Origin of the sequence: Caldithrix abyssi DSM 13497, from assembly GCF_001886815.1 — a bacterium.
Taxonomy (GTDB): Bacteria; Calditrichota; Calditrichia; order Calditrichales; family Calditrichaceae; genus Caldithrix; species Caldithrix abyssi.
Genome location: NZ_CP018099.1, coordinates 4,004,159 through 4,025,502 on the forward strand (window position 1 = coordinate 4,004,159; position 21,344 = coordinate 4,025,502).

General features: G+C 43.2%; 17 protein-coding genes. 6 read left to right on the forward strand and 11 right to left on the reverse strand.

Annotated features, from left to right (window positions below; all coding sequences use genetic code 11):
- Positions 1-75: 75 nt before the first annotated feature.
- Both Cabys_RS15640 and Cabys_RS15645 read left to right on the forward strand, forming a co-directional pair.
- Positions 76-729 carry a hypothetical protein gene (locus Cabys_RS15640; protein ID WP_006927103.1) on the forward strand — a complete coding sequence of 218 codons (654 nt, stop codon included), beginning with the start codon at positions 76-78 and terminating at the stop codon, positions 727-729.
- 115 nt (positions 730-844) lie between these two features.
- Positions 845-1,786, forward strand: a complete 942-nt coding sequence (locus Cabys_RS15645) for a DUF6263 family protein (RefSeq protein ID WP_006927104.1) — start codon at positions 845-847, stop codon at positions 1,784-1,786.
- Positions 1,787-1,833: 47 nt separating this feature from the next.
- Here the strand turns inward: Cabys_RS15645 and Cabys_RS15650 are convergent, their stop codons facing one another.
- The 4 genes from Cabys_RS15650 to Cabys_RS15665 form a co-directional block, all read right to left on the reverse strand.
- A complete protein-coding gene (locus Cabys_RS15650; protein ID WP_006927105.1) occupies positions 1,834-2,226 on the reverse strand; it encodes a Spy/CpxP family protein refolding chaperone in 393 nt (130 codons plus the stop codon).
- A gap of 578 nt (positions 2,227-2,804) precedes the next feature.
- Positions 2,805-3,851, reverse strand: coding sequence for a sensor histidine kinase (locus Cabys_RS15655; RefSeq protein ID WP_006927106.1), 1,047 nt, complete (start codon positions 3,849-3,851; stop codon positions 2,805-2,807).
- A gap of 2 nt (positions 3,852-3,853) precedes the next feature.
- The gene (locus tag Cabys_RS15660; protein ID WP_006927107.1) at positions 3,854-4,639 is read right to left on the reverse strand and encodes an enoyl-CoA hydratase/isomerase family protein; all 786 of its coding nucleotides are present in this window, start codon (positions 4,637-4,639) and stop codon (positions 3,854-3,856) included.
- A 14-nt stretch (positions 4,640-4,653) separates the two neighbouring features.
- Positions 4,654-5,718 (reverse strand): glucose-1-phosphate thymidylyltransferase, encoded by a 1,065-nt coding sequence (locus Cabys_RS15665; protein WP_006927108.1) that lies wholly within the window; start codon positions 5,716-5,718, stop codon positions 4,654-4,656.
- 380 nt (positions 5,719-6,098) lie between these two features.
- Between Cabys_RS15665 and groL the strand changes: the two genes are divergently transcribed.
- Positions 6,099-7,727, forward strand: a complete 1,629-nt coding sequence (gene groL, locus Cabys_RS15670; RefSeq protein ID WP_006927109.1) for a chaperonin GroEL — start codon at positions 6,099-6,101, stop codon at positions 7,725-7,727.
- 174 nt (positions 7,728-7,901) lie between these two features.
- On the opposite strand, the gene tyrS is transcribed toward groL, so the two are convergent.
- Positions 7,902-9,194 carry a tyrosine--tRNA ligase gene (tyrS, locus tag Cabys_RS15675; RefSeq protein ID WP_006927110.1) on the reverse strand — a complete coding sequence of 431 codons (1,293 nt, stop codon included), beginning with the start codon at positions 9,192-9,194 and terminating at the stop codon, positions 7,902-7,904.
- 2,056 nt (positions 9,195-11,250) lie between these two features.
- On the opposite strand from tyrS, the gene crcB reads away from it, so the two are divergent.
- Both crcB and Cabys_RS15695 read left to right on the forward strand, forming a co-directional pair.
- Positions 11,251-11,628 carry a fluoride efflux transporter CrcB gene (gene crcB / locus Cabys_RS15690; RefSeq protein ID WP_006927112.1) on the forward strand — a complete coding sequence of 126 codons (378 nt, stop codon included), beginning with the start codon at positions 11,251-11,253 and terminating at the stop codon, positions 11,626-11,628.
- Positions 11,629-11,639: 11 nt separating this feature from the next.
- Positions 11,640-11,981 carry a DUF190 domain-containing protein gene (locus tag Cabys_RS15695; protein WP_006927113.1) on the forward strand — a complete coding sequence of 114 codons (342 nt, stop codon included), beginning with the start codon at positions 11,640-11,642 and terminating at the stop codon, positions 11,979-11,981.
- Positions 11,982-12,127: 146 nt separating this feature from the next.
- On the opposite strand, the gene Cabys_RS15700 is transcribed toward Cabys_RS15695, so the two are convergent.
- The 3 genes from Cabys_RS15700 to Cabys_RS15710 form a co-directional block, all read right to left on the reverse strand.
- Positions 12,128-12,958 (reverse strand): hypothetical protein, encoded by an 831-nt coding sequence (locus tag Cabys_RS15700; protein WP_006927114.1) that lies wholly within the window; start codon positions 12,956-12,958, stop codon positions 12,128-12,130.
- A gap of 375 nt (positions 12,959-13,333) precedes the next feature.
- On the reverse strand, positions 13,334-13,681 hold the full coding sequence (locus Cabys_RS15705) for a GIY-YIG nuclease family protein (RefSeq protein WP_006927115.1): 348 nt from the start codon (positions 13,679-13,681) through the stop codon (positions 13,334-13,336).
- A gap of 279 nt (positions 13,682-13,960) precedes the next feature.
- Positions 13,961-14,479 (reverse strand): FlgD immunoglobulin-like domain containing protein, encoded by a 519-nt coding sequence (locus tag Cabys_RS15710; RefSeq protein WP_006927116.1) that lies wholly within the window; start codon positions 14,477-14,479, stop codon positions 13,961-13,963.
- Between the two features lie 53 nt (positions 14,480-14,532).
- Here Cabys_RS15710 and Cabys_RS15715 point away from each other — a divergent pair, with 53 nt between their 5' ends.
- Positions 14,533-16,119 (forward strand): IS1182 family transposase, encoded by a 1,587-nt coding sequence (locus Cabys_RS15715; protein ID WP_006926562.1) that lies wholly within the window; start codon positions 14,533-14,535, stop codon positions 16,117-16,119.
- On the opposite strand, the gene Cabys_RS15720 is transcribed toward Cabys_RS15715, so the two are convergent.
- The 3 genes from Cabys_RS15720 to Cabys_RS15730 form a co-directional block, all read right to left on the reverse strand.
- Positions 16,101-17,024, reverse strand: a complete 924-nt coding sequence (locus tag Cabys_RS15720) for a lamin tail domain-containing protein (RefSeq protein ID WP_006927117.1) — start codon at positions 17,022-17,024, stop codon at positions 16,101-16,103. The genes Cabys_RS15715 and Cabys_RS15720 overlap by 19 nt on opposite strands.
- A 443-nt stretch (positions 17,025-17,467) precedes the next feature.
- The gene (locus Cabys_RS15725; protein ID WP_006927118.1) at positions 17,468-18,949 is read right to left on the reverse strand and encodes a capsule assembly Wzi family protein; all 1,482 of its coding nucleotides are present in this window, start codon (positions 18,947-18,949) and stop codon (positions 17,468-17,470) included.
- A 79-nt stretch (positions 18,950-19,028) separates the two neighbouring features.
- Entirely contained in the window at positions 19,029-20,996 is a 1,968-nt protein-coding gene (locus Cabys_RS15730) for a sugar transferase (RefSeq protein ID WP_169313613.1), read from the reverse strand.
- Between the last annotated feature and the right edge of the window lie 348 nt (positions 20,997-21,344).

Consider the following 21,344-nt stretch of genomic DNA (forward strand, 5'->3'; position numbering starts at 1 on the left):
AAAATCAGCTTTAAAGGGATGATAAAATTTTTTACTCGCATCCCTGAATAGCTTCTCATTTATTTTGGAGACAGAATGCAGCGTTCGGTTTATACTTATCTCACTTTATGTCTGCTTATCTTTATTTTACTCCCTTCCTGTATTACCACCAACTATTACACCGCCCGAACTCTAAAAAAAGGCGAAAAAAAGATCGTTGCCGGGGCGGATAACTTAGTGTGGATGACAGAAGAAGAAGGTTTTATTAAAAAGCAACTGGCGTTCAGCCCCAGTCTGGGGATTGCCGCCGGCTTACCGCACCATTTTGAAGCGGGCATTCGCGCGTTTTTCCCTTACCTTTTGGAAGCCAATGTGCGCTATCAGCTTCCCCCTCGAATTTTTAGATGGTTTGATATGAGCGTGAATTTGCATAGCGGGATATTATTTGAAGAAAATTTTAAAGATTATTCCGAGCCGTATTTTAAGTATGGTTTTACAATCAGTAAAAAAATCCGGTCTATCCAGCCGTATTTTAGCTATTATTTAAATAAAAATTTCATGATCCATGATGAAAGCGAGGAATTCTCTAACTACTCCGTTTTCACATTTGGCATAGCCTTGCCAATTTTTGAGGGGGACATGCTCTTCCCGGAATTTAACTATCTTGTTAATCAATGGGGCGGCAAAGATTTTATTACATTCGGCATTGGCCTTCGGGCTTCGTTGAACAGGAGAAAGACAAAAAAATAGACGTGGTTTTAATCCTTATCGTACAAAATCAACACAGGATTGCGCGGCTCGTTTTCCGCTGCGGCTTAACATAAAAGATCGATTTTCTTACGTTCAAACATAGAAGGACGACGCCATGAAACTTTCTTTATTTTTTGCGTTAATAATGTCGCTGATTTTATCCTCCTGTCAATCGGAGAAAAAAATTGAATTGAAATTCACCCCGGCGGTTGGTCAGAGTTTTCGCATGATTCTCATCAAAAAGCAGGTTATCACCGAAAGCTCCGCGATGGGGGATCGCAAAAGTGAAATTACAAGTAACACGGGTTACCGGTTTTTTGTTAAAGACAAACAGCAATATACTACCACGCTGGATGTTTCTATTGAAAGCGTAAAATTAAGATTATCAACACCGCAGGGCACCTTTCAGTTCAATTCGGCAAAACCTGGCTCATCTACAAACTTTTTGTCTTTTATCTACCGACAGATGATCGGCCAAAAAGTGCAATTAATTTTAAAAACCGACGGCGAAGTCCTTTCTGTAAGAGGGCTGGATGCCTGGGCCGAACATATGCTCGATTCGCTGGGCGTTAGCGATCAAAAGATGCGGGAAAGTTTTAAAGAGGGCTTCAGACAGTTTTATTCCGAAAACACATTACGCGCGGCTTACAACCGGGTTTTCAATATCTTTCCTGATAAAAAAATTAAACTTAACGAAACCTGGGAAAGGACGTTAAAGCTCGATATGCCTGTTGCCCATCAAAAGAAAGAAAGCTGGAAGTTAATTGAATACACACCTGAAAAAGCGGTGCTTGAACTGTACGCCAAAATTTCCTCGCCCGATTCCGGCGATACGCCCGAGCTACCTCAATTAAAAAGCAAATACCATGTGTGGGGAATTGAAACCGCCTCCTTTGAGATCGATCCCCGCACAGGATGGATTCTTGCGGCTAAAAGGCTATCGTATATTAAAAGCAAGATAACGCTGGAAAACAAATCGCAAAAGGCGTTAAAAGTGGAAGTTCCCATTAAATTCCAGGAACAAATCAGATTTCTGCCTGTCGATGAGGTATTGTAATTACCTGGCGTCCGACCGTTCATATTCGCCGGACGCCAGACAATTTTTCAAAATCTTCTACCGCCTCCTCTTTTGTTGGGGCGGTTTTGTCTGTCTTCCTGACGCTTTTTTTGCTCTTTTAAATATTCTTTGAACTTCACTTTTTGCTCTTCGCGCAGTATGTTCATGATCTGGTAATTGGCCTGGTCGGTTAAATCGCGCATGGCCGCCTGCATGGCTCTTCGATCACCGCGGTTTGCTTCAAGCGCTTTTTTAACGTTTTTATCCCGATTCTCCAGAATTTGTCTTACTTCCGTCTGCTGGTCTTCATCGAGATTTAAGGTTTTGGTTAATCGCGCCAGCCGCTCATCTATGGTACGGCCTCCCGTTCCGGGCTGGGCAAAAGCATTGGTCATAAATATAAACAGTAAACTTACACTCAAAGCAACAATCTTACGCATGTCAATTTCTCCTTATAATTTGTTAAATCATTGGAATTTGCCGTAAACCGTACAAATAACGTGCCATCACCTGCTCGCATTACCGGGTGAGGGGCGGCCCGTGGATGAGTTAAGAGTGTAAGAGTTGAATGGTCAGCGGCCTGTCATCCCGAATGCCGATTCACCTAATGAGGGCCATACCATGCAAAAAATAATTAATCCAAGGCAGCGTAGCCGCAACCAATGCCCTCCCCCCTTTCCAAGATAAAGAGTCTGGGAGAGTGGGAAGTTGAGCGTTAGGGGTTATTTCCAACGATGTAAGTGATTTATTCGCTGGCCAGTTTCTTGCAAAGGCGAGAAAAGGAATGACAGTCGGCGACCATTCAACCATTCAACCATTCAACCATTCAACTAATAAACTATTCAACCAATCCAGCAGCACAAAAATTTTCGCACGCTAAGGCATTACATTTTTGGAAGAAAGTATTCTAAACCAACGTTTTTTATATTGCGTCCGTTCTGCTGGAGAGCTCTTCTTTTACTAAAACTCGCAGAAAGGGTCGAATTATTCGGCAATTTTGCCGAATTTTCTTTACACATTATTCAATAGGCAGGGTAAAGTAAAAGGTGGAACCCCCTTCGCGATTGTTGTAGGCTGAAATTCTGCCCTGATGCGCTTCGATTAATGTTCGGGCGATATAAAGTCCCAGACCGCTTCCTTTGAATTGCTCGCGGGATTGCTCCAGGCGAAAATACTTGTTAAAAATTCTGGGGATATGTTCATCGGGGATGCCCGGTCCGGAATCAATAACCTGCACAAGCACGGAGCGCGGCGTTTTGTTTAAAAGCCTGGCCTGAATTCGAATCGTCCCGTTTTGGGGGGTGAACTTAATAGCGTTCATGATCAGGTTAAACAATACGCGTTTAATGGCCGTAACGTTAATCTGCACTTCCGGCAGGTTTTGCTGAATGGCGGTTTGCAGCTTGATGTTCTTTCTGTCCGCCATCCCCCACAAGGAGCGAATAACCTGGTTTAAAAGCAACGTCAGATTTACTCTTTCCTTGGGCAATTCGAACATTCGACGCTTGAATCTAAAAATATCCGTAATTTCCTGCAGCAGCTCTTCGGCCAGTTCGCTTTGCAAAAGAATATTACTAATGATTTTTTGCTGCCCCTTGTTCAACTCCCCAAAGATATTCTGACTGAGTAGTTCGACATAACTATTCAAATTTTGTAATGGCGTGCGCAAATCGTGTAGCAGCAAGGAAGCCATTTCTTTTTGTCGTTTCAACCGTTCAGCCAGCCGGCAAAAATTCTTAACAATTGCCTCAAGCCTTCCCTCATCCCGGCAAAGCTCTAATGGCCAGCGAATATCGAAACGGGGACTATCGAACTTAAGAGGACCCAACCACACCCAGAACAAAAAGCCGCTTTCTTCCAGAGTTTTTTCAGCTTCTGGCGTCAAAACAACGTCTTTACGGACGATGCAGACAAAGACATCGAAACCTTTTTCTTTTACCAGTTGAAGCGCGTCCGATAGCGTTTCTACCGTCTGGAATGAACATTCTGACTGCTTGAGAATTTTCAGAAAGATTTCGCAGACGGGCGGGATTTCATTTACAATAAGAAATGCGGGCCGTTCCATAATTAACGGCCCTTAAACTGTGGCTGTCTTTTTTCGAAGAAAGCCTGAATCCCTTCAGTTTTATCTTCCGTATTGCAAACACGGCCAAAGTGCAAAGCCTCTATTTCCATGGCTTTTTCGATGGACTGCTCCAATCCCGAGTGCACCGCCTCTAAGATCGAAGCCACGGCAATGGCGCCCTTTACCGTAATCTTGCGCAATATTTTCTTTCCTTCGTCCATCAAGCGTTCCGGCGGGGTAACATGATTAACCAGCCCCATACGTAACGCTTCCTGTGCATCGATCATATCGCCGGTTAGCAACAACTCCAGCGCGCGCCCTTTGCCCACAAGACGCGGCAACCGCTGCGTGCCCCCGTAGCCGGGAATAATGCCCAGATTAATTTCTGGCTGGCCGAAGCGGGCATTTTCGGAAGCCAGACGAAAATGGCAGGCCATGGCCAGTTCGCAGCCGCCGCCCAGGGCATAGCCATTAACCAGAGCGATAATCGGTTTTGGGAAATTCTCAATTTTGCTGAACAGAGCCTGCCCAAATCGGGCAAAAGCAATGGCTCCTTCTTCATCCAAATTCTGAATCTCTTTCAGATCGGCCCCGGCTACAAACGCTTTATTTCCGGCGCCGGTCAGCAACACGCCCCTGACCTGTTCGTCCTTTTTTACCTGCTCCAGAAACTGTTCCAACTCTTCCAGCGTCTGGCGATTTAAGGCATTCATCTTTTCCGGACGGTTGATGGTAAGGGTGGCTATAAAATCTTCAATTTCCACCAGTAAATTTTGAAAGGTCGTCATGCTTCCCCCTGCGTTTACAAAAGTTCTATTCGGCTTTGATCGCCGATTAAAAAACGATTTGTGGCCGGGCGGCCCTGGGTTTTTACGATTTCCACTTCATTGCCCAGCAAACTGTGCTCCACTCTAATGGTTACATCGATCAGCTTACACCTTTCCAGCAAGATGCTGAATTCCACCTCGCTATTCTGGATTAAACAGTTATCATAAATCGAGGTAAACGGTCCGATGTAGCTGTTATCGATCACCGTATTTTTACCGATGATCGCCGGGCCGCGCACAATGGAATTGATGATCTTTGCTCCTTTTTCCAGCACCACTTTACCGGTTACCAGACTGTTTTCGTCCACCTGCCCTTCGTTTTTTTCCTGCAGATTATCCAGCACCAGACGGTTGGCCTCCAGTAAATCGTAAGGCTTGCCGGTGTCTTTCCACCAGCCGGTAATTTCGGAATAGGTGATCTTATAGCCATGATCCAGCAGGTATTGGTGCGCGTCGGAGATTTCCAGTTCGCCCCGGGCGCTGGGTTTGATGTTGTTAACCGCTTCGAAAATGGATGAATCGTAGATATAAATACCGGCCACGGCATAATCGCTTTTGGGTTTTTGCGGCTTTTCTTCAATGCGTACGATGCGCTGGCCAACGATTTCCGGCACGCCAAACCGTTGAGGGTCTTTTACTCTGGCCAGGGTTAAGTGACAATTGCTCTGATTTTTTTCAAACTCGTCGATGAAACGTTTTAGGCCGCCGACCACCATGTTGTCGCCCAGATAAAACACAAATGAATCGTCGCCAATAAAATCCTGAGAAATTTTCACCACATGCGCCAGCCCAAGGGGCGCCTCCTGCGGAATGAAGGTCAGTTTTACGCCAAATTGCGCGCCATCGCCCAGCGCATCCGGGATGGCGGTAGAATCGGCATTATAAACGATGCCAATCTCTTTAATGCCCGCCTCCGCGCAGTACTCGATGGCGTAATGAATGATCGGCTTGTTGGCAATAGGAATGAGGTGTTTGTTTTGCGTATGCGTTAACGGCCTCAGGCGCGTGCCCCGACCGCCGCTGGTGATAAGCGCTTTCATATACTGGCCCTATCTGTTAGGTTAACTAAAGAAATTTGCACTTTAAAGAGAAAATAACAACGAGACACGATACATTCAAGTGTTCCGGGACAAATTTCCGCATAAAAAATTTTAAATCTGCAATTAACAGTACGCTTACTGATTTAATGGCTTTTCGGCCCTGTGTAAACCTAAAATCCGTAAAACGTAAAAATATCTTGCAATACATTGAACATCTTTTTAAATTAGCACTCTCGAACAAAGAGCGCTAATTTTAACTTACTGATTTTTTAGAAATTAAAAATTCAAAAAATTCGATGTAACTTATTAGTGTTCAATTGAATCTAAATTCATTTGAAAAAACACGATTAAGGTTAAACCATACAAGGAGGAAACTGTAAATGGCAGCTAAAATAATCGAATTCGATATTGATGCGCTGAACAAGATTAAAGACGGAATCGACATTCTGGCCAAAACCGTTAAAATCACCCTGGGACCAAGGGGTCGCAATGTGGTTATTGATAAGAAGTTTGGTGCGCCAACGGTTACTAAAGACGGCGTAACCGTGGCCAAAGAGATCGAGCTGGAAGATCCGTTTGAAAACATGGGCGCTCAGATGGTTAAAGAAGTTGCTTCTAAAACCAGCGACGTTGCAGGCGACGGAACGACCACAGCAACGGTATTAGCACAGGCAATTTTTACGCAGGGTTTAAAGAACGTTGTAGCAGGCGCCAATCCCACCGATTTAAAACGGGGCATCGATAAAGCAATTGCAAAGGTCGTAGAATATCTGAAAGAAATGTCTCAGGAAGTTGGCAACGACAAAAACAAAATTGCTCAGGTCGGCGCCATTTCGGCAAACAATGACGAATCCATTGGCAATCTGATTGCCGACGCCATGGAAAAAGTGGGCAAAGACGGCGTGATCACCGTTGAAGAAGCCAAATCCATCGAAACCACTCTGGAAGTTGTGGAAGGTATGCAGTTCGATCGCGGTTATGTTTCTCCTTACTTTGTAACCGATTCCGAAACCATGGAAGCCATTTTAGAAGACGCATTTATTTTAATTCATGACAAAAAGATCAGCGCCATGAAAGACCTGTTGCCGGTTCTGGAAAAAGTAGCACAGACGGGCAAACCATTGCTGATCATTGCCGAAGACATCGAAGGCGAAGCGCTGGCCACGCTGGTTGTGAACAAACTGCGCGGCACCTTGAAAGTATGCGCTGTTAAAGCTCCGGGCTTCGGCGATCGTCGCAAAGCCATGTTAGAAGATATCGCCATCCTGACCGGCGGCCGCGTAATCAGTGAAGAGACCGGTTTTAAACTGGAAAACGCCACGCTGGATGATCTGGGTCGCGCAAAACGGATTACCATTGATAAAGACAATACGACCATCGTTGAAGGCGCCGGATCGACTGAAGACATCAAAGGACGCGTTAATCAAATTAAAGCGCAAATTGAAACGACCACCAGCGATTACGATCGTGAAAAACTGCAGGAACGTCTGGCTAAATTGGCCGGCGGCGTTGCCGTGTTAAAGATCGGCGCTGCTACCGAAGTTGAAATGAAAGAAAAGAAAGCCCGCGTGGAAGACGCTCTGCATGCAACCCGCGCTGCGGTTGAAGAAGGTATTGTGCCTGGCGGCGGCGTTGCTCTGCTGCGCGCAGTTAAAGCGCTGGATAAAATGAAACTGGAAGGCGATCAGCAGATCGGCGTGGACATCGTTCGTCGCGCTCTGGAAGAGCCCATCCGTCAAATCGCTGAAAACGCCGGTCACGAAGGTTCGGTTGTGGTGAATAAGGTTAAGGAAAGCGAGGGCGCGATCGGCTTTAACGCTCAAACCGAAACGTATGAAGACCTGCTTAAAGCCGGCGTGATCGATCCGACAAAGGTTACTCGCAGCGCGCTGGAAAACGCTTCTTCTGTCGCTGGCTTGCTGTTGATGACGCAGGCGATGATTACCGAAAAACCGGAACCGGAAAAACCAGTTCCTCCTGCGCCAGGCGGTATGGGCGGCATGTACTAAGATTTCATTCGAAAAAAAAAGGCGGATTTTATCCGCCTTTTTTTATTGTCAAACAGCGCTAACCTATTTGAGCAAGCCGCTCCCTTTTGCCCCATTTTAACGGAAACAAATGCCTTTATATTGCAATCGTTAAAACTTCATCGTAGCGTCTGAATCGCCCATGCAGGATGTTTTTTAACGCGGCGCCAGAACCAGAAAGTGATCTTTCTTCCCTTTACGCACCATGATGAAACGGCCGAACAGTAAATCGTTCTCCGTTACCTGATAGTCGATATCATCCACCACTCTGCCGTTTAAACGGATGGCCCGGCTTTTGATCAAATTGCGCGCCATCTGCTTGGAAGGGATAAAGCCGCACTCTTTTAAAAAGTCCAGAATACGCATGCCTTCGCCGAGTTGCACTTCAGCCGAGGGAATGTGTCTGGCCAGCTCCTGGAAATCGCCCTCATCCAATTCGGACACGTCGCCGTAAAACAGAGCTCTGGAGATGCGTTGAATACGCTGCAGGGCCGCCTGCCCGTGTACGAATTCGGTAACTTCGCCGGCCAGCGCCTGCTGCGCCGCCCTTTTTTCGGGGCGTTCGGCCACTTCTTTTTCCAGCGCTTCAATTTCCTGCAAAGGTTTAAAGGTAAAATATTTTAAAAAGCGCAGCACATCGTCGTCGTTTACCCTAATCCAGTATTGATAAAAATCGTACGGCAGCATTTTATCGGCCTCCAGCCATACCACTTCGCCTTCGCTGGTTTTCCCGATCTTCTTTCCTTCCGAATCCAGGATCAGAGGCATGGTCAGACCAAAGGCCTGATCGTCTTTCAAGCCCGAATCCGCTTCCAGGGATTTTTTAGCGATCAGATCCATTCCTCCGGTGATATTGCCCCATTGATCGCTGCCTCCGATTTGCAAAACGCAATCGTACTCCTTTTTTAAATAGTAAAAATCATAAGCCTGAAACAGTTGATAGGAAAATTCCAGGAAAGAAATCCCTTGCTCCGACTCCAGGCGCTGCTTCACCGAATCCTTTTTGATCATCTCATTGACTTTAAAGTACTTGCCGACCTGTCTTAAAAAGTCGATCAGGCTTTGTTTACTTAACCAGTCATAATTATTGAGGATTAAAATACGCTGTGGGTCTTTTTCTGCGCCCAGCAAGCGGGAAAGCTGTGCTTTAATTTTTTGGGCATTGTTCAAAATGACTTCCTGAGTTAACAACTGACGTTCTTCGTTTTTCCCGCTGGGATCGCCAATCAAAGCCGTGCCGCCGCCGATTAGAGCAATGATTCGATGGCCGGCTTCGTAAAAACGGCGCAGGGTGATAATGGGCAATAAATGTCCCACGTGCAGGCTATCCGCCGTGGGATCAAATCCGGCGTAAACAGTCAGCGGAGATCGCAGGCGCGCAGCCAGCTCTTCTTCATGGGTTGTCTGGTAAATCAGGCCGCGTTGTTTAAGTTCTTCTAATAACGTCATCGTGCTTCAAATCCTTTTTCTCTTAAATTTCCGTTTAAATCTGAAAGGGGCAAAGTTACATTATTTTTATCAGAATTTAAAATTTTTTTGGCAGGCGCCCTGCCAGGCAAAAATCGACCGCGGCCTGGTTATTCGGTGCCCTTGGGCTAAAAACGGCCGCAGTCATTCTTTTCTGTCTCGTTCGGTCATTCAGGCCCCACCTTTGATGGCGAAGACTCGCCAATTTGTTTTTAGAACAGGCTCGAAAGTTGTAGTTCATGCACTTTTTACATTGGCGTTTTTTACGGCTTTCTGTTCAGCTTTTTCTCTTAATGATAAAGAGAGGTGAAGTTGAATGTTTGTTTTAAAACCCATCCCCCCGGCCCCCTTCCCTTTAAAAAAAGGAAGGGGGAGTTATGAGTTCGCCCCAAAAAGCGCGACATGTCATTTCGAACGAAGTGAGAAATCTTTTAACTCAAATAAAAAACGATTTAGCTTTTATGGGGGATGTTTTTAAAGCTGTAATTTACGCGCCTTTTACATTGGGATGTGTGTTGTTGTTTTAAAACCCATCCCCCCTGCCCCCTTCCCTTTGAAAAAAGGAAGGGGGAGTTATGAGTTCGCCCCAAAAAGCGCGACATGTCATTTCGAACGAAGTGAGAAATCTTTTAACTCAAATAAAAAACGATTTAGCTTTTATTGTGGATGTTTTTAAAGCTGTAATTTACGCGCCTTTTACATTGGGATGAATGTTGTTGTTTTAAAACCCATCCCCCCGGCCCCCTTCCCTTTGAAAAAAGGGAAGGGGGAGTTATGAGTTCGCCCAAAAAAGCGCGACATGTCATTTTGAACGAAGTGAGAAATCTTTTAACTCAAATAAAAAACGATTTAGCTTTTATGGGGGATGTTTTTAAAGCTGTAATTTACGCGCCTTTTACATTGGGATGAATGTTGTTGTTTTAAAACCCATCCCCCCGCCCCCCTTCCCTTTAAAAAAAGGAAGGGGGAGTTATGAGTTCGCCCCAAAAAGCGGGACATGTCATTTCGAACGAAGTGAGAAATCTTTTAACTCAAATAAAAAACGATTTAGCTTTTATGGGGGATGTTTTTAAAGCTGTAATTTACGCGCCTTTTACATTGGGATGTGTGCTTTTGTTTTAAAACCCATCCCCCCGGCCCCCTTCCCTTTAAAAAAAGGAAGGGGGAGTTATGAGTTCGTCCCAAAAAGCGCGACATGTCATTTCGAACGAAGTGAGAAATCTTTTAACTCCAATAAAAAACGATTTAGCTCTAAAAAGCAGGATTTGTCATCCGGGCCTGTTAAGCTTGCCCTGTCATTCAGACCCCGCCCTTGAGGAAGAAGACGCGCAATTTGTTTTTAAAGAGTTCCTGGGACTGACTCGAAAGTTGTAATTCATGCTCTTTTTTCCATTGGCGTGTTTTTTTCGAATTCCTGTTCAGCACCTATTCTATAAAAAGAAAGGGATACTTCCTCTGGAGGATCTAGTCCCGCCCGGGCCGGATTTGAAAATTTTTGTGCTGCTGGATTGGTTGAATAGTTAATTAGTTGAATGGTTGAATGGTTGAATGGTTGAATGGTCGCCGACTGTCATTCCTTTTCTCGCCTTTGCAAGAAACTGGCCAGCGAATAAATCACTTACATCGTTGGAAATAACCCCTAACGCTCAACTTCCCACTCTCCCAGACTCTTTATCTTGGAAAGGCGTGAGGGCAATTGAAACTATTTTTAATTTAAAATAGTTTTTCCGCCTTTGTGACTTCTCTGAGCTCTCTGTGGTCGCTTAAAATAATTTTTTTAATCCTTTTCTGCGATTATTGGCGTAATCTGCGAGAAAATTACCTTGCGCACGTTGCAGTTGATTTTGGCTGCGGCTATGCTGCCTTAGACTTTGCTTTGTAAAATCTAATTTCTAAATATTCATCTACTCCAGCTTTTGGGAAAGCCCCGGAAATGAAAAAGACATTTTTTAGAGCGCGCTCATAACAAATTCGCTTTGCATTGTTTAGCATTCTCCCTTAAACTAAGCGCTAAAAATAAGGGAGAAGATAAACGATCATGACTCGATTACTATTGATTGGAAGCGGAGGATTCCTTGGCGCGGTTTCACGATACCTGCTGAGCGGTCTGGTGTATCGATTAGTCCGGGATCCATGGTTTCCTTATGGAACGCTGGCGGTTAATCTTATCGGCTGTTTGATCATCGGTTTTTTAAATGGATTGATCGAAATGCGCCATATTCTTTCGCCGGATACGCGCGCTTTATTGCTGATTGGTTTTCTGGGCAGCTTTACCACATTTTCCACTTTTGCGTTTGAAAGTTTTTCGCTGGCCCGCGACAGCCAGTTCATGAGCACGTTTTTAAATCTCATTTTGCATATTGTACCCGGCGTTTTGTTTGTGTGGTTAGGGTATTCTCTTGCTAAAACGTTATAGGAGGTTACACCATGATGCTTCCGGAAAAAGGGCATTTATTGCGTATCTTCATTGGCGAAGACGACCGCCATGAGGGCAAACCGCTTTACGAATGGATTGTGCACAAGGCGCGTGAAGCGGGGCTTGCCGGCGCAACTGTTCTGCGTGGTCTCGAAGGATTTGGGGCGCACAGTCGTCTGCATACCGCCAAATTCCTGCGTCTTTCTGAAGACTTGCCGATTATTATTGAAATTGTAGATACGCTGGACAAAATTGAAGCTTTTTTGCCGATTATTGACGGCGCCATTGAAGAGGGCCTGGCCACGATTGAAAAGGTGGAAATCCGATTTTATCGAAGCGGGAAAAAGCGTTGATTGACGAAGACATAAAAATTGGAGAAGGAGGGGAAATAATAAACTTTTAAATAAAGAACTTGCGTATTTTTTCTCGCTGATTTCGCTAATTCACGCAGATTTCTTTTCTATTTTTTTTATCTGCGTGATCCTTTTTGCTTTCAAGCCTAATAGCCGTCTTCATAATAGTCCGGGATGGCCGTAAAGATAAATATGAATCGTTCCAGCATTTCACCCATGATCAGAAAGAACACGCTGATAGCGATTACATTTTCTTTAGACCAGGCCTGATACAAACAAAAGATCAAAGGAATGAAGATGCCGATCACCATCCTCGCGCCAAAAACAAAACCATAATTTATCAGGATTAAACGAACGGTTTGTCTGGTTTCCGGGCGAATCATATTCAGCGCCTTAAACCTTCCAAATATAGAGAACAGTTCCAGAGCAATGAGCGAGCAAATCCACCATTCCAGATCATACACATGAAAAATAAACACCCAGGCGGCAAACATAAACTTGGCCACGCCAAAACCCATGTTGAGCGTCGTGAAAAAGTTTTGCCAGGCCGGAAATCCATACTCGGTAATATATTTTTGAAACTGATAGAACAGAAAGACCATCCCAAAGGCCAGAAATAATTCAATGAATTTCAGATGAAAATTGATTTTGTTCAGGAAATAGAGCGCATACATCACCGCCAGCGTTAGCAAGAAATAATAGCTGGTGATACGCGTTTTTTGAAACCAACGAGGGAGTTCTTCTACCTTTTTTAAGGCCACAAATAGAAACACCAACGGCAGCATGATCATCGTAGCAATGCCGGCAAAGAGAATAAAGGTGTCATAATACTGCGCTTGAAAGTGAGCGCCAGGATGAACATTGATTTTGTTGTAATAATACAAAAATCCGGCCAAATATCCGCCCAGTCCGCTTTCAAAGGCCATGGCGTACAAATACAACCACTGTCTGGTTAGGGTTTCATGTGATAATCTCATAAAACTCCTTAAAAAAATTCATGTCCAGATACAGGCGTTCTTACAGATTAAATAAACGGAATTAAAATACAAAATTTTAGGATGAGATGAAAATTCGGTTATATGCTATCCTTTCCAGCCTCAACTGCCATTCCCGCGAAAGCGGGAATCCCTTTCACACTACCACGTCATTCCCGCGAAAGCAGGAATCCCACCCATCCTCCAGGGGATTCCGGCTCTCGCTGCCGCTCGGCCGCAATGACACCGAACAGTCATTCCCGCGCAAGCGGGAATCCCTCTCACCTTTCCAAGTCATTCCTGCGAAAGCAGGAATCCCACCCATCCTCCAAGGGATTCCGGCTCTCGCTGCCGCTCGGCCGGAATGACACCGGACAGTCATTCCCGCGCAAGCGGGAATCCCTCTCCTATACAACCTTCCCCATCCTTCCCTCCCAGCAAATCATAATACAAATCCTTCCACTCCGGATTCATCCCTTCTATCAATTCAATTTTCCAGGCACGTTTCCATTTTTTAATTCTCTTTTCACGAATAATAGCGCTCATAGGATCGTGATGAATTTCGTAATAGACTAGCTTATCAACATTATATTTTTTTGTAAATCCATCTATAAGTTTGTGTTTATGTTGGTAGGTACGTCTTATTAAATTATTGGTAAAGCCTGTGTAAAGAACGCCATGTGGTTTATTGGTCATGATGTAAACATAATAATTTTTCAAGGCCATTTTTCGTTATTTCATTACACTTGACAACTTCACACCATTTTCCCGCGAAAGCGGAAATTCCTTTCACACTTTCACGTCATTCCTGCGCAAGCCGGAATCCCACCCATCCTCAAGGGGATTCCGGCTCTCGCTGGCGCTCGGCCGGAATGACACCGGACAGTCATTCCCCCGAAAACAGGAATCCCTTTCACACTTCCACGCCATTCCCGCGAAAGCAGGAATCCCACCCATCCTCCAGGGGATTCCGGCTCTCGCTGCCGCTCGGCCGGAATGATACCTTTATTTTACCATGCAAACCTTTATGCTTTGTTGAACATCCCTGGCCCGCAGTACCACAAAGTAAATGCCCGCCGGCAAAGGCTGCCCCGCGTCGCTGACGCCGTCCCACTGCAGACGATATTGCGCGTTGCCCGTCAATGCGCCGCTAAACAACGTGCGAACTTTTTGGCCCTGTATATCGAAGATGTTGATGGACAGATTAGCCTCGCCTTGCTCAAGCTGCGGTACGTCAAATGTAATGGTGGTGGAAGGATTGAAGGGATTGGGTTGATTGGGATAAAGCCGGAAGTTTTTAATCACCGATGTCGAAACAGCGGCATTTAGATCGCCCTGCGTAACCTGAACTTTAATCGGCCCGCGGAACGTGCGCTGACCTTTTAAATCCACATCGGCCAATTTGTAATAGTAAGCTTGACCGGCGGCGACAGAATAATCCTCATACTGATAGTCGTGCGCATGGCTGCTGTTGATCTGTCCCTTTAAAGAGGCTGTTGCAAATTCAGTTTGAGTAAAATTCAAAAAATTTGTAAATTCTGGGCGACAGATAAAACAAGTAATAACAAAGGAATTCCATGAGTTTTATTACTTATAATCGCTCACAAATGAATCTCTTTGGCTATAGTGTGGAAGATTTTGCCAGAGACGATCCAAAGAGTCGATTTGTAGTGGAGTTGGTTTCGCGCCTTGATTTAAGTGCACTTTATTCCCGTTATAGTTCACAAGGCGGTGATTCTTATGCCCCAGACATGATGCTTGCCTTATGGTTTTATGCTTATAGTAACGGCATTACCAGCACCCGTAAGCTGGAGGAATTGTGTAAATATGATACGCGCTACATTTATATCACTGGGAATCAGCATCCGGATCATAGTACATTAAGTCGTTTTCGCAAGGCACATTTGGATTTATTAGACCAATATTTTGTAGAGATACTTTTAATTGCCCAGGCCGAAGGCATAAGTAGTTTCAACCAGATAGCCATAGATGGCACGAAAATCAAAGCGCACAGCAGTAAGCGTCATGGCTACACTGAGGATCAATTAGACAAACGTATAGAGAAGTTAAGAGCAGAGATCAAGCAATACATGCAGCGCTGTAATTTTGTAGAACAGGGGGCCACGGATGAATTAGATTTAGAAACTCTTCGAGCGGAGAAAGAACGGCTTGAGCGCTTAGAGAAAGAGATATTAGAACGTAAAGCCCAATTGAAAGAGCGTAAGAAACAGCTCAAATCAGAACACCGTTCAAGACATCAAATAAATGTAAAAGAGCCGGATGCCCGCATGATGCCTTCGGTGGATGGACCGGGCTATAACGCACAATTAGGCGTAGATATGTCCAGTCATTTAATAGTAGCTCATGAAGTCGTAAGCCAGCCCAACGACCAGGGTCAATTCATACCGATTCAAGAACAAGTAGAGAAGAATCTTGGTTCAGATGATAAGCGATCTTACACGGCCGATTCCGGTTATCACAATAGCACAGACCTAAAAGAATTGGAAGAAAAGCAGATTGATGCCGTAATAGCCGATCCCCAGTTATCCAATCGTTCGATAAAGGAGACACCAACCTCCAAGGAAGAATTGCAAAAAGAAGAAAGAAAACTAAAACGAAGTGATTTTGTGTATCATGAACAGGGAGATTACTATGAATGTCCGACGGGTAAGAAGCTTTTTCCAGTTGAGAGGAATAGCGAACGGATCGTATATCGTTCCAATGATTGTCAGGACTGTCCCTTAATTAATTTATGTATTTCCAGTAAAAAGAAAGTTAAGCAAATCCATCGTTCAGTTAATGAGAGTTATTGCGAACGTATGGCGAAAAAGTTACAAACTTCAGCGGCGCAGGAACGACTAAAGAAGCGTTCGGTGACAGTTGAACCTGTTTTTGGTAACTTGAAGCATAATTTAGGCTATCGTGGATTTTCCTTATCTGGTCTTAATAATGTTCGTAGTGAATTTACGTTAATGTGTATTGGGCATAATATTAATGTTCTATTTAAAAATATGTTAGGGAAACGTTTAGCAGCGTTTATAACAGCATCACAAGAAAAAGATGATCTATTAATTTTATTTTCAAAGAATATTTTGGCGTTTTTAATTCTATATTTTGCCCAACGCTTAAGAATGAGAAAAAATTATCAATATCGGAGAATATAAGCATTAATTCCTCCCCCCCATGCAACAGCCTCTAAAGCGGGATTGCTGCGATAGCTGTCGAGTAGTTGAAAGCCCGTAGAGGACATTAACGAACGATAGATTTCGAACCCCAGGTTTTCCACTTCGCTTTCTGTGCGCCACTGAAGAAGCACATGGCCATGCTGTACAACGGCCCGGAAGGAAGAGAGGGTAACGGGGAGGGATTGGTCGAGGCCATATTTTCTACCAGGAGAGGCTTGCGGATCAGTAAGAGTTACCGTGTGATCAACAGACCAGTCAACAGTACCCGTTATGGTCGGGTGGAAAGACCAGCTCCCGCTATAATCCGGATTACGTGATTGTGACTGGCCGGCTATCCAGCTATTAGATATTGTAACTTCCGTACCTACTAAAGTTGCACCGGTGGTAAAATCAGCGGGTAAAACTCCTGTGCCCCATTTGACACTAATATACAGCCCATTGGTATTCTTTAACCCGATGACATCGTCACTATTACTTAACCTTATACCAGCTGGAGTTGATGTAACAAGGTTTCCGCTACCAGGATTGAAATTCGATACATCCGCTCCATACATATAAACGACAATAGACTTTCCCGGGTTAATTGAAGTTGGATCAGGGAAAATAAGATAGGTAGTTGTATTATCCGATAAAGTCCACCCCCCTATGTTTATTGTTTGATCCGATGAATTAACTATCTCTACAAACTCATCTTTGTCGCTTGTGGAGCTTATGATTCCATCTGCATTGTAATCAAACGCTGAGCCATTTGCACAAATTTCATTTAGGGTGATTCCTGACGTATAGGTTGTTACATTATCATTTCTTAAATAACCCTGAGCAAATAATAAAGAATTGAAAAAAATAATACACACCAATATTTTTAAAATAACTAAATAACGCATAACTCCTCCCCATATTTAAAATTGGCTCTATGTAGGGATAAAACTTTCTGCCCTAATATAAAAACTTTCCATGCCATAATCCAATGGTTTTTTTAGATTTTTGTTAACATTTTTTTTGATTTATGTTGATTTTTAAAGGCAGGAGAAGGAGGGGAGTAGAGTGTAAGAGTATAAGGGTGTAAGAGTTGAAGAGTAATATCGTGAAACCTGTGAAATATTAATTTTTATAAAAAACTCACCTCCTGCTTCCCGCTTCATGCTCTGTGAGTCTTTGGAAAAGAAAGTGGGACTTAATTACTTGATAAAACATAAGTTGACTTTCTTAGGGGATGAGTTAGAAAATTTATCAAAACATGAAAAAAGTTTAAAGTTCTCTAATTTTTCTGATTTTTTCAAAGGTTTCATAGTGTTTAAATGATGATGGGATTGGACGGTTTTCCGGTTCAGTCAATGCCAAAGCTAAAGTTGGCCAGATACTGAAAACCCAATTTGACCACCCAGTTGCCCCTTTCCGCATAACGGTTGGAATAATGCACGGGCTCTTTGCGGTACCAGATATCCGAAAATAATCTAAGTCTATTGCTGGCATAATAGCGTAATTTCAAGTGATTAATAAAATTGTAGGTAACCGGCGCAAGAGGGAAGGGCTCTTTTATTAAAGGAAACAAATCCGTTACCGAAACGGAGCCATAACGTCCGTAGATGGATTCATTTGAAACATAAAAGGGAAAATATCGCCAGATATCTATTTTAACCTTAAACTCCTCCAGACCCGGCGCCGGATAGCCCAAACCATAGCCGCGATAATGGTAGTTCTCCCATGAAAATTTTGATTGATAGGTCCGATTCCAGATTCTAACATAAGTCAATGACCAGAGTGTACCATTTATTAACCAATCTGCTTGACGGAAAGAAGCTAATATCCCCAAACGATCCGGATACCTTCCCCGGTCATCAATACCCGGATCGTTATTAACAATAATGTCATCCACCAAAAATTGACCCCATATAGCCGTTTTTTCAAATGGCTTCCAGAAGACGTCCACACACCAAAATCCATCCATCTGCTTTTTATCGTTGCGTTGAATGGGATAATAGAAATTCATGGGATTTAAAAAGGCCCATTCAAATGGGCGATTTTCGCCTCCGTAGGTGGCCATCTCTGTTAATGCAAACTGGAATCTATCGCTTACATGAATATCCAGACGATGGCCAATGAGATTCCTGCGCACGTTTTGAACAGGCGGATCAGGATTTTTATAAGAGAAAACAGGCTGATATTCATCCAGTTGCGCATAGATTAAAGAGAACTTAATTCGTTTAAGATTGAGGGCGATCAATAAGTGATCATAAGTATAAGGATTGTTAGAAAGGATTAAGCCATACTCACCCAAAGGGCCCCAGTTGCGATGCGTTCTACCATAAAATATATTAAATTTTTCCTGATGAAAATCCGCATACGCTTCATTCACCCGGCCATATAACCAGTGATCGGCTTCGGAAAGATCGCCGGCAAAGTTTGCATCATATTTAAATTCCTGATCGACTGTGGTTTGATTAACTAAAGTGAGATACGCATTCGTAAAATAAACGCCTCCATCCAGCCGATAACGATTAAGCAAAGCTTTGTTCCACTTTACGGACTCTAAAGCCTTAACAAATAAATTGGCTTTACGCGGAGCAAAATATTGCTTATAGTAGGTATGAAAATAAGAGGCAGGCTTTGAATTCTGCTTTTGAAACATCTCGTGGAAACGATAAGGTTGATTCAAAATAAAATAAGGCGCTACCGCTCCTCTGGTTATTTGATAGTTAATATAATGATACGCTCCGTCATCCAATGGAACGTAGCTTTGAATTTTTTGACTGAACAGTAAATAAGGCAGAAAAACGCAATAAACGATTAAAAAGAATTTGGGATTCATCACAACTCCTGATGGTGTAACTTCGTTTTCTGGCTGATCATTGCATTGTAAACATATAAAGGAAGGTATATTGACGACATTATCTGCTGCGAGCGTTTCGGAACAGGATATTAAACATCGCTTTTGTGAAATATTGGCAATCGGTTAAGAAGGGCGATTGCATCTTTTTCAGAAGATATCGGCGTTCGGATTCGACAATCTCTTCAAAAGAGTTGGGCATATCGGCATAGTAAGGCGGCACCAGCCCCGGCTTGAACTTGATGCGCATTTCCTTAACGTCATCGGGATAAAGGCTAAAATAATGGGGGCTTAGAGCGCGTACGCCGATTAAACTCAAATCGCCGCGTAAAAAATTGTACAACTGAGGCAATTCATCAATCCACAGGCGACGCATCCATTTGCCCCATGTGGTTATTCGGAAATCATTGGCAAACTTCCCGTTCTGTTCCAGCTTATTCTTTTCATAAACATAATCTTGCAAGTATTCGGAATAGGGATGCATGGTTCGAAACTTGTAAACGTAGATTAATCGCCCGTCCAGCCCGATTCTCCTTAATTTAATTAATGGGCCGTAAGAGGGATTGCGATCAATCGATGGAAAACGAATCTTGCGTGCAATATAGTAAAGGCGGTTATTCATTTCTTTTTCGGCGATTACTTTAAAACCGCAGAAATGCAATCTCCCCAGCACTTCGGCGCGGGATATTAAGCGATTCTGTCCGCGCGTAATCAAAAAGTAAATGTTTTTAATATACGGCAATTTGGGACAAACGCGTCTGAAGAAAAAATCCAGCGGATAAAGCAGGTTGGCAATAAAGGTTGGAAATTTTTCATACATCCAATCTTTATGCGTTTTTAACGTATGCGCCTGTCCGACAAAATATCCCCCGGGCAATAATTTACGATGGACAATAAGGAAATATCGATTGACCCGGCGAAAATCATTCAATTTGTGCAGATTGATCAACAATTGTTTGGAATTATCGTTTATAACCTCCAGGTTAAAAGAGGTATGGGTATTCAATACCACAGACTTTTGCTCATCCACCTTCTGCAAATCGATATTTTGCGCAATAAATTCAAAGAGCTCCGGGTAGGCCGTTAGATATTGATTTTGCAAACGCTCTTTCACCGACCGGACAACGGCGTCAGATTCTTCCAGAGACAGGAAATGTGCGATCGCTTTTTCGCTACGCCAGGACTTTTCCATTTCGGCAACTTCTTCAATATCGGCAGGCATCTGCTTGCGCGTAATATAAAGGAAGAATACGCCGGCGATTTCTAATCCAAAAAACATGGAAATACTTCCAAAGATCAGTTTGTGAGATAGCTCGTACCAGCCCAGAAAGAACATGGATAAACCGGTAAGGGCAAACATAACCAGATAGCTCTTAAAAATAGGCGATATTTTGTAAAAGAAATTTTTGTATGGTAAAATCTCAAACTTGCGCGTCGAAAAACCGGCTATGGCTCCGGTGCCCACTAACAAAATAAGCATGCGTTCGTGCTCAGGCTGCAGAGCAAAAGTATTGTATCTGATATAATAAATAAGATAATAGGAACCTAAAAAGAGAAAAAAATCGAGGATGATAAATCGATAATTCAATTTGCCGTGTTCAAACCAGCGTTCTTTTACGCCGTTCAGACTTTTTAAAAGCCTCTCCCCTCCCAGATGGTAGAAAGCCAGATACACGGCGAACAGCAGAGCCTGATATAGTACAAAACTAAATAAAAAGTGGATGCGCGACAGGTAATACACCTTAAACAGCACCATAATAAAGGCGTTCAGATAAAGCACGCCTACGGTTGTCCTTAATAAAAACCACAGCCCATACTTTTTATTGATATATAAACCAGGCGTATATTTTTTTACAAAAGCGCCGACGATTAAAAACGAAATATTAGCAATTAGCAGAAAGTCCGGATATTGTGAATAGGATGCAAACCACCAATTTTTTAAGGAGGCTGCCATATAAATGGATAGATTAAATAAGATTAAATCGGCCAGGAAAAAGTACACGATGTATTTTGCTCTCGATTTTGGCATAGAGTTCGGTTCATCCTCGAAATCACGTGTAAAGGATTTGAGCATCAAATTCCATAATGCAATATAATTAACGCCCGCCTTTTGGTAATTCATTCCATTCTTATCGTCCATTTTAACCATAAATTAAGTTAAAAATTAATGACTATAAAAACTACTTGCCTGCTTAAAGGATTAAACTCAAATCCAATGAATTAATAAAGTTAATCGAGAAAATAATTGGGGATTAAACTATGTGAAATATAAACAAAAAAAATCAAATGTCAAATAAAAAAACCAGATTTCTGAACAAGAAAATCTGGCTTATAATACAACAAAAAAAACAGTAACATTAAATCAATAAAAAAACTA

Coding starts and splice junctions, on each gene's coding strand:
- tyrS (WP_006927110.1), bottom strand. CDS start 9,194: ATGACGTTATTAGAAGAACTTAAACAACGCGGCCTGATTTACCAGACA.
- Cabys_RS15720 (WP_006927117.1), bottom strand. CDS start 17,024: ATGCGTTATTTAGTTATTTTAAAAATATTGGTGTGTATTATTTTTTTC.
- groL (WP_006927109.1), top strand. CDS start 6,099: ATGGCAGCTAAAATAATCGAATTCGATATTGATGCGCTGAACAAGATT.
- Cabys_RS15640 (WP_006927103.1), top strand. CDS start 76: ATGCAGCGTTCGGTTTATACTTATCTCACTTTATGTCTGCTTATCTTT.
- Cabys_RS15695 (WP_006927113.1), top strand. CDS start 11,640: ATGATGCTTCCGGAAAAAGGGCATTTATTGCGTATCTTCATTGGCGAA.
- Cabys_RS15650 (WP_006927105.1), bottom strand. CDS start 2,226: ATGCGTAAGATTGTTGCTTTGAGTGTAAGTTTACTGTTTATATTTATG.
- Cabys_RS15730 (WP_169313613.1), bottom strand. CDS start 20,996: ATGCCAAAATCGAGAGCAAAATACATCGTGTACTTTTTCCTGGCCGAT.
- Cabys_RS15660 (WP_006927107.1), bottom strand. CDS start 4,639: ATGACGACCTTTCAAAATTTACTGGTGGAAATTGAAGATTTTATAGCC.
- Cabys_RS15705 (WP_006927115.1), bottom strand. CDS start 13,681: ATGGCCTTGAAAAATTATTATGTTTACATCATGACCAATAAACCACAT.
- Cabys_RS15655 (WP_006927106.1), bottom strand. CDS start 3,851: ATGGAACGGCCCGCATTTCTTATTGTAAATGAAATCCCGCCCGTCTGC.
- Cabys_RS15665 (WP_006927108.1), bottom strand. CDS start 5,718: ATGAAAGCGCTTATCACCAGCGGCGGTCGGGGCACGCGCCTGAGGCCG.
- Cabys_RS15645 (WP_006927104.1), top strand. CDS start 845: ATGAAACTTTCTTTATTTTTTGCGTTAATAATGTCGCTGATTTTATCC.
- Cabys_RS15725 (WP_006927118.1), bottom strand. CDS start 18,949: ATGAATCCCAAATTCTTTTTAATCGTTTATTGCGTTTTTCTGCCTTAT.
- Cabys_RS15715 (WP_006926562.1), top strand. CDS start 14,533: ATGAGTTTTATTACTTATAATCGCTCACAAATGAATCTCTTTGGCTAT.
- crcB (WP_006927112.1), top strand. CDS start 11,251: ATGACTCGATTACTATTGATTGGAAGCGGAGGATTCCTTGGCGCGGTT.
- Cabys_RS15700 (WP_006927114.1), bottom strand. CDS start 12,958: ATGAGATTATCACATGAAACCCTAACCAGACAGTGGTTGTATTTGTAC.